Below are 14,508 nucleotides of genomic sequence, written 5' to 3'. Positions count from 1 at the left end.
TATCTCAGAACAGGAAATCTGATGCGGCAAGTGACGAGACGCCTTTGAGAAGGAAGGCTATCTCCGTGGTTTCAACATGACCATCCGTATCACCACACAAAACAAGGTCACTCCCCGCAGCATTGGGCACATACCACACAGCATGTGCGCGCGGCACCGTATCAGAAAATACAAGATCCTGAACGCCGGCTGCGGATGTATCAGCGTCAACCAGACTGAAATCCAAGGTATCCCTGTCATCCTGACTGAAATCCGTAATAACATCGCCAACCGCTGCCGCAGCAGACCAATACACAAAAGAATCCGCACCACTACCGCCGGTCAACACATCCTTGCCATCCCCGCCCGCAAGGACATCGTTACCGCCACCACCATGCAAGTGGTCATCACCATCACCCCCGGTCAGGGAATTGTCCGCACCGGTTCCATGCAGCTCCATCCCAACGACACGGGAACCAACCAGATTGGATATGCCCCGATAATCGGCCAGATCAATCGCCGTATAAGACCGGCTTGACGAGAAATCTACGGTATCCATGGTAAAGACTGGCAGGGGAACAGAGCGAGCCTCAAGAACGGCAACACCTTTCACGGCAATATTGATTTCGCGCGTGTCCACGTTGCCATCGGTGTCTCCGTAAAGATGTACACCTTTTCCATTCCCATCGACCTGATACCACAGGGAATGCGGACGCACGTTGGCTCCGTGGAAGACAAGACCCTGCCATACATCCGGATTGTCGCCCGAGTCTATCCCGTGCAAATCAATCCAGTCCCCCTGTAACGGGTTGAAGTCTGCAATCACATCGCCGACGGTTTCATCGACAGAGCGGTAATGGAAGCGATCCGCACCCCACCCGCCGGACAACGTATCCCGACCAAGGCCACCACGCAGGATATCGGCCCCGGCGCCGCCAGAAAGGGTATCGTTTCCGTCACCACCTTCAAGCGTGTCATTTCCGGCATCGCCGGTCAGGGTATCGTGACCACGACCGCCATGCATGATGTCAGCTCCGGTCCCGCCGGTCAGGATGTCATTGCCATCATCACCGTAGAGGGTGTCATTGCCCGCTTCTCCGGTCAGGATGTCGTTGCCGCTACCACCGTGCAGGGTATCATCACCGGATCCACCGACCAGGATATCATCACCGGCTTCTCCGTATATCTGGTCGGGACCATCCCCCCCTGTCAGCACGTTGGGACCGCTGTCACCGCGAATCTCCGCACCGGAATCAGCCGGCCCGACGACATTGTTGAAGCCCCTGTAGGTGGTGATATCGATATGCCGGTGATGGGATGTCATCGAGAAGTCAAGAGTCTCTAGCGCCGGAGGCTTGCCACCTGCGTCACGCCCCTGCAACCCCGAGAAACGCCCCTCGTCATCCAGAACACGCAACAGGAACTTGGAGAACTGGGATGCCGTATAACCAGATACGGAAGCCTGGGGGGTATCGTAAGGCCCGTCGCCCGGCGAAATAACAAGCGGGGCCTGCAAAGAGCCCTCTTCATCGTTGCCGGGAACCTGCTCCGGCGTTGTTTCCCCCGACAACGCACTGTCATCGAAACGGAAATCTGCCTTGGAACCATCATGGGGCGATGGTACAAAAACCCCACGCAGAGCCTGCAGTGTCCCGGCAAGATTCGGTGCCTCGGCACGCAGCACAGGCATATCAAAGTCCGATGCCAGAAGTGACGTTATACCCCTGATTTCCAGGCTGACTTCGTGGGTACGGATGTTTCCGTCTGTATCCCCGCACAAGGTCACACTGTTCCCGTCTTCCCCCGGTTTGAACCACAGTGAATGGCGCGCTGCCTTTGCACCACCAAAGGACATGACCTGCCATCCCGCTTCGTAAATGTTGGCATCAACCTGGTGCAGGTCAAGCCAGTCCCCTTCATCCCGATTGAAGTCAAGGATCACGTCGTCAACAGTATGACTGGCCAATGTGTAGCGGAAACGATCAGCTTCCGTACCACCGCTCAGCGTGTCGGCACCGGGACCACCCTCCAGCACATCACGACCATCTCCACCGCGCAAAACATCATCTCCCCTTTCGCCGTAGAGCTGGTCATCCCCACCCCCACCGATCAGGGTGTCATCACCGTCATGCCCCGACAGCGTATCACCCCTGTCTCCGCCGGACAGGGTATTGGCGTCGGTATTTCCATGAATCTCTGTCGCGACATCAAGGGGGCCACGCACATGATTCATGCCGTTGTAGTAATCAAGATGGATATAGGTATGCTTTGTTGTGGCCGAGAAATCGACAGTATCCCCCGCAAGGGAGGGAAGCTGGAGCGCCTCGGGGCCAAAGAACTCGGTGCCCTTGAGATAGATGGAAATCTCTGCTGTTTCAGGATTACCATCCGTATCACCCAGCAGCTCCGTCCCAAACCGTTCCCGGTCAAAACGGGACCAGAGCGCATGAGCCTGCGGCGTGGTACCAGCAAAAACAAAACCACTCCATGAAGGCTCGTCCGATGAGCTTCCCGCATCAACCCTGGTCAGGTCAATCCAGTCCCCTTCCAGCATATTGAAATCCGTGATCACATCACCCTGAGCTTCCTCGACACTGCTGTAGACGAAACGATCGGCTCCGCGCCCTCCGGTCATCTTGTCCGCACCCAAGCCCCCCGTGACAAGGTCGTCACCTTCCCCACCATCGAGATAATCATCGCCGGCTCCGCCGTTGACATGATCATCACCTTCCATGCCGTACAGCGTGTCATTCCCCTCATCCCCGATAACCGAGTCATCCTCCAGGCCGCCAATCAGGACATTGGCACCACTGCCACCCAGCAGCGTTGAGGAAACAGACCTTGGCCCCATAACCTGAAGGAAGGGATGATGTTCATGCAGGTTTACCAGGTCGTAGTGAATCAGGTCTGAAAAATCCAGGGTGCCATCCCTGCTGACAGGCAACTGAACATCCGAGGCATCAAGGACCTCGATACCCAGAAACTGGAGATCAACCTCAACTGTTTCAGGATTCCCGTCCGTATCTCCATAAAGTCGCACACCTGACCCATCTGGATCAGGCCCGGACCACAAGGCATGGGGACGTGGTTCTTCGCCACTGAATGTGAACAGCTGCCACCCATCCACGTGCGTGTTGGCATCAATGCGATAAAGGTCAACCCAGTCACCCTGATCGCGGTTGAAGTCGCTGATAACGTCACCCTGCACTTCGGCAGAAGTCCGATAATGGAACCGGTCCATCCCCGGACCACCGGTCAGAATATCAGCCCCGGATCCTCCCCTGAGGAAGTCATCACCATCCCCGCCATCCAGGATATCGCGGCCGCCTTCTCCGTGCAGGCTGTCATTACCGCGCCCCCCGCGCAGGGTATCATCGCCACTGGCACCAACAATGTTATTCCCCTTGTCACCCCCGACAAATGCCCCGGTGACACTGTCGGAGCCCTGTATCCTGTTCCAGGCGTTCAGGGCACCAACCACCGAACTGACACCCTGGAAAGCCAATTGATCCAGGTTGACCGCTGTCGGCTGGATATGGGCCGAGAAATCGACAGCATTTCCGCGGATGACTGTCAACAGGCCCAGATCACGGGCATTGACACTTGTCACCCCTTCCATAGCAATATCAATTTCCGGGGTTTCAGGGTCACCATCCACATCACCCTGAACGTGAACAGTATCATCACCATCGATAAAGATCCGGTACCAAATGGAATTCGCTTGGGGCAACTGCCCGGAAAACACAAATTCCTGACGCCCGGGTTCATGAACATTGGCATCGATCGATGAAACATCAACCACATCCCCTTGGGACCGATTGAAGTCGACAATCAGGTCACCATGGGTTTCCACAGAATCCATGTACAGAAAACGGTCCGCACCAAGACCACCGTTCAGGGTATCCGCACCTGGACCACCGACCAGAATATCGGAACCAGAACGACCGGACAGAATGTTACTGCCATCGTCCCCAGCCAACCAGTCATCACCAAAACCACCAAAAGCATGCTCAATATTGACGACAGTATCTTCTTCGCGGCCATCCACAAAAACCGTTGCGTTTTGGGATCCCGCAAGAGCCACATTGACGGGTAACAGGGCATCCCGGTAATCGATGGCATCCTCACCACCCCGACCGTCCATGTGGTCAGGACCGAAACCGGCAACCAAGCGATCATTATAATCCGTCCCTTCCTGTACCGAGGAATCAGGAACCTTTCTTTGTGGTCCGGTAAGAACAAGGTCTTGACTGGAAAGAGAGGACGCACTTCTCAACCAGACAACACGATCTGGTGATACATCACCATCTACGTCCACAACCAGCGTCACGCCATGCTCACCCGGCCCACCGCGGTACCAGACAGAATAGGGAGACGGCTCCTGCCCACTGAATCGAAGCGACGGAAGCCCAGCTTGGATCATATGCTCACTGATTACCGACACATCAATTTTATCGCCTTCAGCACTTTTGAAGTCGACAATCATGTCGCGCTTGTCAGATGCCAGTTCGCGGAAAACAAACGTATCGGCACCCCCATTGCCCACAAGTCTGTCAGCACCATCACCGCCATCAAGGTAGTCATCGCCATCCGCACCAATCAGGAGGTCATCGCCGTCCCGACCGAACAGACGGTCATCGCCATCATCGCCAATCATACGATCACGGCGGTCTGTTCCGATGATTTCGTCATTGCCGCGTGTGCCAATAACCGCACGGCTAACACCCATATCGGTAGGCTGGTATTCTCTTTCGACAGACATCTGCTCCCCCGCAGGCTGTGAAAATAACCATTCAATTGCATTGAAGATCAATGAAAACGTCAACAATAAAACTACATTATGAATCAGATCATTAATTATAATGCACGGTATTATATGGATACTTTTTAACTATGAATATTCATGTAAAGATCAATATGACAAGACTAGACAGCAGATGAACTCACATTAACAACAGTCTCTGCCTGGAATTACTTTCTACCCATACGCTTCTCGCTCCCGGATCCCACAATCCTAAATTGACATCCTTGGAGCCAAACTATGGACCAGGCAGATTTCCCTCTTGCTCACAGGGACAGGGCAAGGCATACCCTCCCTTCTTTTCTTGCCTGCAAACGGAAACAGGATACGGCAACCGATGCGGGTTGATGCCTTTGACTTTGATCTGCCACGGGAACAGATTGCCACGCGCCCCGTGTCACCACGCCACAGCGCCCGGCTTCTGGATGTGGCACCCGATGGCCTGCACGACCGGACCATGCTGGACCTTCCCGGCCTTCTGGAACCGGGCGATGTGATGGTGTTCAATGATACCCGCGTCATTCCAGCCCGCCTGTCCGGGCTGCGGCCTGCCATCCATCCCGGCGGTCAGCCGGCCGGCGTGGACATCACCCTTCATCAGTGCTTGGGGTCAGACACCTGGGCCGCCTTTGCAAAGGGCGCCCGCAAGCTGTCTCCCGGACAAACCGTTGTCCTGTCAGCAGATAGAGACTTTACGGCCCGTGTCGAAGACAGGCAGGAAGGGGGCGAGATCGTCCTGCGCTTTGACCGCAGCGGGGCTGATCTGATGGCCGCACTGGAGCGTCACGGCCATATTCCCCTCCCCCCCTACATGGGACGGAAAGATGACGCCCGCGACCGGCAGGACTACCAGACGGTTTATGCCTCCCGCGATGGCGCTGTTGCTGCCCCCACGGCCGGTCTCCACTTCACGCCGGAACTGCTGGGAGCCATTGATGGCCGGGGGATTCGTCGGGTACACGTCACCCTGCATGTCGGTGCCGGCACCTTTCTACCCGTAAAGGCCGAAGACACCCGTGATCACCGCATGCATGCCGAAACAGGGGACATTTCAGCCGAAGCTGCCCGGGCCATCACACAAGCCCGGGAACAGGGCGGACGGGTCGTCTGCGTTGGCACAACATCGCTGCGCTTGCTGGAAAGTGCGGCTGCACCCGATGGCTCCCTGTCGGCGTGGTCCGGTTCCACCTCTATTTTTATCACACCCGGCTATCAATTCCGGATCGCCGATCTTCTGGTTACCAACTTCCATCTGCCGCGTTCCACCCTGTTCATGCTTGTCTGTGCCATGGCCGGCCTGGACACGATGCACGCGGCCTATGCCCACGCTATAAAGACCGGATACCGGTTTTATTCCTACGGCGACGGGTCGCTGTTGCGGTGCAAGGATTCCTGTTGATGACGGCTTTCTCCTTCTCTGTTCTGAAAACAGACGGCGCTGCCCGCCTGGGGCGCATTGAAACCGCACACGGCCCCGTGGATACACCCACCTTCATGCCGGTTGGCACAGCCGGAACGGTCAAGGGCATGCTGCCTGAAAGCGTTGCGTCCACGGGGGCGCAGATGATTCTGGGCAATACCTATCACCTGATGCTGCGGCCCGGGGCCGATCGGGTGCAGGCCTTGGGGGGATTGCACCGGATGATGAACTGGCCCGGCCCGATCCTGACGGATTCCGGCGGATTCCAGGTCATGAGCCTGGCCAAGCTGCGCAAGATGACAGAAGATGGCGTCACCTTCCGCAGCCATATTGACGGGTCGTCATGGACGCTGACCCCGGAATACTCCACCGATATCCAGTACAAACTGGATGCCACGGTAACCATGGCCTTCGATGAATGCACCCCTTGGCCTGTGGACAAGAAAACAGCTGCCCATTCAATGCGGCTGTCCATGCGGTGGGCTGTACGCTCGCGTAATGCCTTTGTCCCGCGTGAAGGCTATGGCCAGTTCGGCATTGTACAAGGCAGCGTCTTCCCTGACCTGCGGGCGGAAAGCATGGCCCGGCTGCGGGACATTGATTTCGAGGGCTATGCCGTCGGGGGCTTGGCCGTCGGGGAAGGACAGGAACTGATGTTCCAGACCCTTGACAGCACGGTACCCGACATGCCGGTCGGCAAGCCGCGCTATCTGATGGGGGTGGGAAAACCCTCCGATATGGTTGGTGCCGTGGCCCGTGGCATCGACATGTTTGACTGCGTGATGCCCACCCGGTCGGGGCGCACGGCCCAGGCCTTCACCCGCCGCGGCACGGTCAACCTGCGCAATGCCCGTCACCAGGACGACCCGCGACCGCTGGAGGAAACCTGCCCCTGCCCGGCATGTCGCCAGTACACGCGCGCTTATCTGCACCATCTGATCCGGGCCGGGGAAATGCTGGGGCCGATGCTGCTGACATGGCATAACATCCAGCACTATCAGGATATCATGAAGGATCTTCGCTCGGCTATCGGGCAAGGAACCCTGTCGCAGTACAGGACACAGTTTGAAGCAAGCCAGGCGCTTGGCGATATCGAACCCCTGACGGTGGAGAAACCGGAATGACCAACAGCGACCCCTCGGGCCTGACCCAGCTTGGCCACGCGTCTGCCCTGCCCTCCTCTCCGGAAGCAGCCACCCTTGAGACCGTGCCCAACCCGCATCCGGGCACGCTGTATGTCGCACGCTTTGCTGCACCGGAATTTACCAGCCTGTGCCCGGTCACCGGACAGCCGGACTTTGCCCACCTGGTCATCGACTATGTACCCGGCGCCACCTTGGTTGAGTCCAAGAGCCTGAAGCTGTTCCTCGGGTCATTCCGCAATCACGGGGCCTTTCATGAAGACTGCACCGTCTACATCGGGAAACGTCTTGCCGAAGCCCTGAAGCCGGTATGGCTGCGGATCGGGGGGTACTGGTACCCGCGTGGAGGAATCCCGATTGACGTCTTTTATCAGACCGGTCCGGTGCCTGACGGAGTCTGGCTTCCGGATCAGGGCGTGCCTCCATACCGCGGGCGGGGCTAGATCGTATTGCAGGCCGGCACGCTGACGGGGTTAACGGCCTCTGGATCCAGCACAGCCAGCGACACCACGTGTCCGCAGGCCTCCAGAAAACGGCGAAGGTCCGATGCCGCAATGGTCGTTGTCGCCGTATTTTCCAGGGGATGAAAGTTCAGCAGGGGTTGCTGCATCATCCAGGCATCCAGAACCACACGCACGGATTGCTCCTGACGATCATTGAGAAGGGCAAACGGCGTAACCGACCCCGGGCGCACCCCAAGGGTTGCCCACAAACGATCGGCTGAACCAAACGACAACCGCCGTGACCCAATGCGATCAGGCAAGGTCTTCAGATCAATCCGGCGCTGTACCGGGGCAACCAGAAGCCAGTTCTGGCGGCCAGCATCCCGCAGGAACAGGTTCTTGCAATGCACGCCGGGGATATCAGCCCAGCATTCAGCCCCGTCCTCCACGGTAAAGACCGGGACATGCTCCCGGGTTATGGTCTTGATTCCAAGGTGGTTCAGAAAGGTAAACAGCTCCGCCCGGGATATAAAAGATGTCATAAAACCTCCAGCACTGACAAAAAATGCTACCTGCCCTGCACAAAAGAAAAATCGTGCCGTCTTGACGGCACGCCGGTCAAGCGACATGGTGACCGGGCGCATGCGATGGACTGGAGCAATGTGGGGCAAGGTATTCGGTGGAATGGCGGGACTGATGACCGGGGGACCGCTTGGCGCTCTCCTGGGGGCGTCTTTTGGCCACTTTTTCTGGGATCGCCAAGGCGTCTTCCGTACCTTTGATCCTCTGGGATTCTTCCGCATTGCCGAAGTATCCCTGCGCCAGTTCCAGGCGGGGACAACCGACACCGCCCTGTCAGCGGCCCTGCTGATCCTGTCCGGTCATCTGGCCAGATTGTCTGGCTGGGACCCCGACCGGGGGCAAACAGCCTTGTTCCGGGTCCTGTCCTTGGCACCTCAGGACAGAGAAACCGCCCTTGCCCTGTTCACCCGGGGCTATGATATGCCCGAGCTTCCACTCCCCCTGCTGCGGGGACTGGCTGTTCTTCTGGACAACGACCCCGACAGGGCCGATGCCCTTCTTGCCGCTTTGGGTGCTTTTTCAGCCTGCGAAGGAAAACCTTCAGCCACGGTTCAGGAAGCACTGGACACAATGGCAGCTGCCTTGGGACGTCGGCCCGGCACGATGCCCGGCGGTACTGGAATGGGGCTACATGAAGCCTATTCCACGCTTGGCGTCCGAGATAACGACGATGATGACACGGTGCGCAAGGCCTACCGAGCCCTGCTGCGCACAAATCATCCCGATGCCCTGACGGCACAGGGTGCAAGCCCGGCTGATATAGCCGCAGCCGGTGTACGCATGGCATCCATCAACGCAGCATGGGATGAGATTGCCCGCCATCGTGGCCTGCGCCGTTAACCTCCAGATCCCACATTCCCGTTTTGCGGAGTTTTTTCGTGCGCCCTGTTGACATCTTTCTTGCCCTGTTGGTTCAGGTTTTGTGGGGCCTGAACTTTGTTGCCGTCAAAACCGGACTTGCAGACTTCCCCCCCATCCTTCTGGTCACGCTGCGCTTTGGCCTGGTCGCCCTTTTGGTCGTTCCTTTTCTGCGTATCCCGCTGAATGCGTTGCGTGATGTCATCCTGCTTTCCTTCACACTGGGCACACTCCACTTTGCCCTGCTGTTTATCGGTATGGCTGATATCAGCGCCGGAACAACCGGTATCCTGATTCAGTTGGGTGTTCCGTTTTCTGCTCTTCTTGGTGTCATCTTGTACCGCGAAAAGCTTGGTCCCTGGCGCATAGGGGGGTTGGCCGTTGCTTTCTCCGGCGCGGCTCTTCTGGCTGGCGGCCCTGACGTCCCCGCGCTTGCACCGGCCTTGTTGCTGATCATCTCGGCTTTCGCGTGGGCAGTATCCAACTTGTTGGCCAAAAAAACCAGTACCGTCAACCCGGTCGCCTTGTCCGGCTGGATGAGCCTGTTTGCCTTCCCGCAAACGGCGCTGTGGTCCTGGTTGACTGAAGAAGGACAGATGCAAGCCATCGCATCTGCCGGATACCAAACCTGGATTGCCCTTCTTTATACAGCGGTCGCATCATCGATTATCGCATACGGCCTGTGGTACTGGTTATTGCGCCGACACCCGGTCAGCCATGTTGTCCCCTTCTCCCTACTTAATCCCGTTGTCGGCATGACTGTTGGTGTTCTGCTGCTCGGCGAGGATGTAACAGCGTGGAAGGTTGGTGGTGCACTCCTTACCCTTACGGGTGTCGGGACCATCTTGTGGAGACAAGCCCTGCACGCAAACCGGAAAACGGAAGAAATCCGGACAGATCCTCTCCCGTCTGTCTCCCCGGAAACAAAACCATCCTCATAAAAAACACGTCTCGGATGACTCTGCCTGCTTTCGTGACAGAAGGGGTCATCCGGGACGGTATCACGTCATGACAACACAGGCACAACAGGCTCTGGTGCACCTGTTAACGTGGCAATCAGAGAAAAAGCGCGGTGATCATGAAACATTGAAGTCACGCCAAGACAGACAATACATAACGTCCGTATCTGTTCTCTTTATCTCTTCCGGAAAAACTCCGCCCTACAAATGCAACCTAGACCAGAGTCTCTTGCATATTTTGTTGTGGAATTCTTCCTTATTCACGATATCTTGATTACGCCCTACATGCTATAAGCGTAATTAGTGTCAAATAACACGCTGTGTACAGTGCCGTAATAGGCGCTGCATGTCGTAGCCAGCTTTTACAAGCCAATATGGATCAAGAAATACGATGCAGTAGAAAACGGGAGGAATATCGTGTCCAGCACAGTGTACGAGAAAGTTCGATCCAATCCAAAATTTCACGATCTCTGCACACGGCGCACCCGTTTTGCATGGATTCTTTCGGTGATCATGCTGGCCATATACTTCGGCTTTATTGCTGTTATCGCCTTCTCTCCATCCCTGTTCGGAATTCCCATCTCGGATAAAGGCGTTACAACAGTCGGGATTCCCATAGGAATTGGTGTTATCGTGTCCGCCTTTGTCCTGACAGGGATCTATGTTGCCCGAGCCAATAGCGAATACGATGATCTGACCCGCCAGATTGTGGAGGAATCCCGCTGATGTTGCATCGTTCCGGCTTTTCCCTCCTTCTTGCCTGCCCCCTTGTTCTGGCTGCATCCACAGCCTTGGGGGCAGGTTCCGTTGACGGCGCTGTCCAGAAACAGGCAACCAACTGGACCGCCATTGCCATGTTTCTTGCGTTTGTTGCAGCAACGCTCGGTATTACATACTGGGCTGCCAAACGCACAAAATCGGCCAAGGATTTCTATGCGGCGGGAGGCGGTATCACCGGCTTCCAGAATGGGCTGGCCATTGCCGGTGACTACATGTCCGCAGCCTCGTTCCTGGGGATTGCTGGCTTGGTGTTTACATCGGGCTTTGATGGCCTGATCTATTCGATCGGCTTCCTTGTCGGATGGCCGATTATCCTGTTCCTGGTGGCTGAACGCCTGCGCAACCTGGGTAAATACACCTTTGCCGATGTCGCATCTTTCCGGCTCCAGCAAACGCCGGTTCGGTCCATGGCCGCATCCGGAACATTGGTTGTTGTCATCCTGTACCTGATTGCCCAGATGGTCGGGGCCGGCAAACTGATCCAGCTGCTTTTTGGTCTGGACTACAGCCTCGCTGTTGCGGTGGTTGGCATTCTGATGGTGGCTTACGTCATGTTCGGCGGCATGCTGGCCACAACGTGGGTCCAGATCATCAAGGCTGTCTTGCTGCTGTCAGGCGCAACCTTCATGGCGATCATGGTGCTCTCCACTGTTGGCTTCTCACCGGAAGAAATGTTTGCGCGTGCTGTGGCTAACAGCCCAAAGGGCAAAGCCCTTATGGCCCCCGGTGGCTTGGTATCCGACCCGATTGATGCCATATCGCTGGGCATTGCCCTGATGTTCGGAACCGCGGGGCTGCCCCACATCCTCATGCGCTTCTTTACTGTCTCGGATGCCAAAGAAGCCCGTAAGTCCGTATTCTATGCGACCGGATTCATCGGTTACTTCTACATTCTGACCTTCATCATCGGGTTCGGGGCCATTGTTCTGGTTCTGGGACATCCAGAGTTCATGGCAGCAGACGGAAAAGGGATCAAGGGCGGATCGAACATGGCCGCCATTCATCTCGCGGCCGCAGTGGGGGGCGATGTCTTCCTGGGCTTTATCTCTGCGGTTGCCTTTGCCACAATCCTGGCTGTTGTCGCCGGGTTGACCCTGTCCGGTGCCTCGGCCGTTTCCCATGATCTCTATGCTTCTGTCTTCCGCGACGGGAAAGCCGAGGAAGCCGACGAGATCAGGGTATCCAAGATCACAACCCTGTGCTTGGGGATTATCGCAATCCTGCTGGGCATTGCCTTCGAAAGCCAAAATATCGCTTTCATGGTTGGCTTGGCGTTTTCGGTTGCGGCATCCGCTAATTTCCCGGTTCTCTTCCTGTCGATGTTCTGGAAAGGGCTGACGACAAAAGGGGCCTTTTATGGCGGCTTCTCCGGGCTGATATGCGCCACGGTTCTTGTTGTGCTGGGCCCGCCGGTCTGGAAAACGGTTCTGGGACATCCTGCTGCCATTTTCCCGTACAGCAACCCGGCCATCATTTCCATGCCTCTGGCGTTCCTGGTCGCGTGGATTATGTCGAAGACGGACTCTTCCGCCACGGCCGCCGCCGAAATGGAGGCCTTTGAAGACCAGTATGTCCGTTCACAAACTGGCCTGGGTGCAGAGGGAGCGTCCAAGCACTAGGAACAAGAACCCCGGCAAAACGGAAGCCCCCGGGATGCACACAAGGCACGCCGGGGGCTTTTTCATCTGTAAACCCGCCTGATGTTGTGGATACAGGCCCGATGAGTGCCTTTGATTTTTCCATGCCACCGTTTGACCTTCTGGACACCCCGGGACGGGAGAAGGTTGCACGCGCGGCCGACATTGCCTACTTCCAGCCCGGTGAACGCCTGACATCACCAGACACAGCACAAGACCACCTGTTTGTCATCATGAAGGGCATTGTCACGGAATATGACGGTGACACCTTGGTCACCGTCCATGGACCGGGGGACTGCGTCGGCGCCATGACCTTGATACGCGGGCGTGCGTCCCCTGTATGCGAGGCACGGGAAGAAACGCTGGCCTATACACTTCCGCGCCAACTGCTGCTGGACCTGTGCCGCAGCAACCTACCTTTTGAACGGTACTTCACCGCATCGGTCAGCGAACGTCTTCTGGCTCGTGCCGAAGCCCGGACAAACAGGGGTATGGCGGCCTTTATGGTCGCCAAGGTCGGTGATGCCTACCTGCATCCGCCCGTTTTTGCCGATGGCACAACAGGACTGCGCGATGCCGCACTGATAATGAAGAAAAACCACGCCACCAGCCTGTTGGTAAAACACGCTGATGGTCGCATTGGAATTCTGTCCGGCAGCGATATCCGCGAAGCGGTTCTGATTGAACAGAAACCGCTGTATACACCGGTCGAACAATGCGCCAGCTTCGGAACAATAACTGTCCGTGCCGATGACTTCCTGTTCAATGCCCAGGTCATGATGACCAGGCACGGTGTACGCCGGCTGCCTGTCCTTCATGACGGCCACGTTATCGGTGTCCTGGAATTGATCGATCTGCTTGGCTACATGTCCAGTCATTCCCATCTGGTTGCCATCCAGATCGAGCGAGCTGACTCTGTTGATACCCTGGACAAGGCCGCCCGGTCATTTGATCCCCTGTTAAGAGGGCTGCATGGCTCGGGGGTCAAGGTCCGCTTTATTGCCGAAATGGTCTCAGATCTTTCGCGCAAGCTGCAAAGACGCCTGTTCCAGTTTCTGGCCGAACCGGAACTTGGGGAAAAAAGCTGCCTGATTGTGATGGGATCGGAAGGACGTGGCGAACAAATGGCCCGGACCGACCAGGACAATGCCCTGATTGTCGAAGACAGCATTGATCCGGATGCGCTGGAACCCCTGTGTCAGCGCTTTACAGAAGCCATGATCCGGTTTGGATGGCCACCTTGCCCCGGCAACATCATGGTCTCCAACCCCCAATGGCGGAAAACCTGTTCCGCCTTCCGCGACAACCTGTTCCAGTGGATAGATCAACCCAGTGAACAAAGCTTCATCAACCTGGCCGCATTCCTGGATGCACAGCCGGTTGCCGGGTCCCCGTTGTTGCTGCACAGCCTGAAGGAAAATCTTTTCAGCCGCGTCAGCAACAGCGACATGTTCATCAGCCATTTTGCACGACCTGTGTTGTGGTTTGATACTCCCGGGGGCGGCCTGTGGCACACCCTGCTGCAAGGAGGCAGTCGCAGCGATCCCCTGGATATCAAGAAGGCCGGAATCTTTCCCGTTATACATGGTGTCAGGGCACTCGCCCTGCAGGGACGGATCATGGAAACCAATACTTTTGATCGCATTGATACCCTGCGGGACACTGGAAAACTTGACCGCGGCCTGGCCGATGAATTGGTAGAGGCCCTGCAGTTCATGATGGAGCTGCGCCTTGGAACCAGCATTGGCCATAAAGGTACGGATATCGCAGGCACAGACACCCTGATCAATCCCGGGACCCTTGGCAAGCTGCAGTACGATGCCCTGCGGGATTCCCTGGCGATTGTCCGCCGTTTCCGCAATCACCTGGTGACGCGCCTGCGTCTGGATGCATTCTAGGAAAGGGCT

The 14,508-nt window shown here is 56.8% G+C and carries 10 protein-coding genes; 8 read left to right on the top strand and 2 right to left on the bottom strand.

The genetic code is table 11. From position 1 onward, the window contains the following. Positions 1–4 precede the first annotated feature (4 nt). A complete protein-coding gene (locus HEQ60_RS10655) occupies positions 5–4,741 on the bottom strand; it encodes a M10 family metallopeptidase C-terminal domain-containing protein (protein WP_168070793.1) in 4,737 nt (1,578 codons plus the stop codon). A 376-nt stretch (positions 4,742–5,117) separates the two neighbouring features. On the opposite strand from HEQ60_RS10655, the gene queA reads away from it, so the two are divergent. Genes queA through queF form a run of 3 tightly spaced genes read left to right on the top strand, consistent with a single transcriptional unit; the run spans position 5,118 to position 7,785 of the window. Further along, on the top strand, positions 5,118–6,179 hold the full coding sequence (queA, locus tag HEQ60_RS06615) for a tRNA preQ1(34) S-adenosylmethionine ribosyltransferase-isomerase QueA (protein ID WP_168070791.1): 1,062 nt from the start codon (positions 5,118–5,120) through the stop codon (positions 6,177–6,179). Further along, complete coding sequence (gene tgt, locus HEQ60_RS06610) at positions 6,179–7,324, top strand: tRNA guanosine(34) transglycosylase Tgt (protein WP_168070789.1); 1,146 nt, start codon at positions 6,179–6,181, stop codon at positions 7,322–7,324. The genes queA and tgt overlap by 1 nt, the downstream gene beginning before the upstream one ends. Further along, the gene (queF, locus tag HEQ60_RS06605; protein ID WP_168070787.1) at positions 7,321–7,785 is read left to right on the top strand and encodes a preQ(1) synthase; all 465 of its coding nucleotides are present in this window, start codon (positions 7,321–7,323) and stop codon (positions 7,783–7,785) included. The genes tgt and queF overlap by 4 nt, the downstream gene beginning before the upstream one ends. Here the strand turns inward: queF and HEQ60_RS06600 are convergent. Next, complete coding sequence (locus HEQ60_RS06600) at positions 7,782–8,327, bottom strand: prolyl-tRNA synthetase associated domain-containing protein (RefSeq protein WP_168070785.1); 546 nt, start codon at positions 8,325–8,327, stop codon at positions 7,782–7,784. The genes queF and HEQ60_RS06600 overlap by 4 nt on opposite strands. Positions 8,328–8,481: 154 nt before the next feature. Here HEQ60_RS06600 and HEQ60_RS06595 point away from each other — a divergent pair, with 154 nt between their 5' ends. From HEQ60_RS06595 to HEQ60_RS06575, 5 genes are all read left to right on the top strand, one after another. Next, positions 8,482–9,207, top strand: a complete 726-nt coding sequence (locus HEQ60_RS06595) for a DnaJ domain-containing protein (protein WP_168070783.1) — start codon at positions 8,482–8,484, stop codon at positions 9,205–9,207. 38 nt (positions 9,208–9,245) lie between these two features. Further along, positions 9,246–10,166 carry a DMT family transporter gene (locus tag HEQ60_RS06590; RefSeq protein WP_168070781.1) on the top strand — a complete coding sequence of 307 codons (921 nt, stop codon included), beginning with the start codon at positions 9,246–9,248 and terminating at the stop codon, positions 10,164–10,166. A 435-nt stretch (positions 10,167–10,601) separates the two neighbouring features. Next, the gene (locus HEQ60_RS06585; RefSeq protein ID WP_066134234.1) at positions 10,602–10,910 is read left to right on the top strand and encodes a DUF485 domain-containing protein; all 309 of its coding nucleotides are present in this window, start codon (positions 10,602–10,604) and stop codon (positions 10,908–10,910) included. Further along, a complete protein-coding gene (locus HEQ60_RS06580) occupies positions 10,910–12,583 on the top strand; it encodes a cation acetate symporter (protein ID WP_168070779.1) in 1,674 nt (557 codons plus the stop codon). The genes HEQ60_RS06585 and HEQ60_RS06580 overlap by 1 nt, the downstream gene beginning before the upstream one ends. A gap of 101 nt (positions 12,584–12,684) precedes the next feature. After that, complete coding sequence (locus tag HEQ60_RS06575) at positions 12,685–14,499, top strand: DUF294 nucleotidyltransferase-like domain-containing protein (RefSeq protein WP_168070777.1); 1,815 nt, start codon at positions 12,685–12,687, stop codon at positions 14,497–14,499. Positions 14,500–14,508: the final 9 nt, after the last annotated feature.

The organism is Haematospirillum sp. H1815, assembly GCF_012102705.1.
Taxonomy (GTDB): Bacteria; Pseudomonadota; Alphaproteobacteria; order Rhodospirillales; family Rhodospirillaceae; genus Haematospirillum.
The sequence above is the reverse complement of the archived record's forward strand: the minus strand, read 5'-3'. Positions and strand labels throughout refer to the sequence as shown.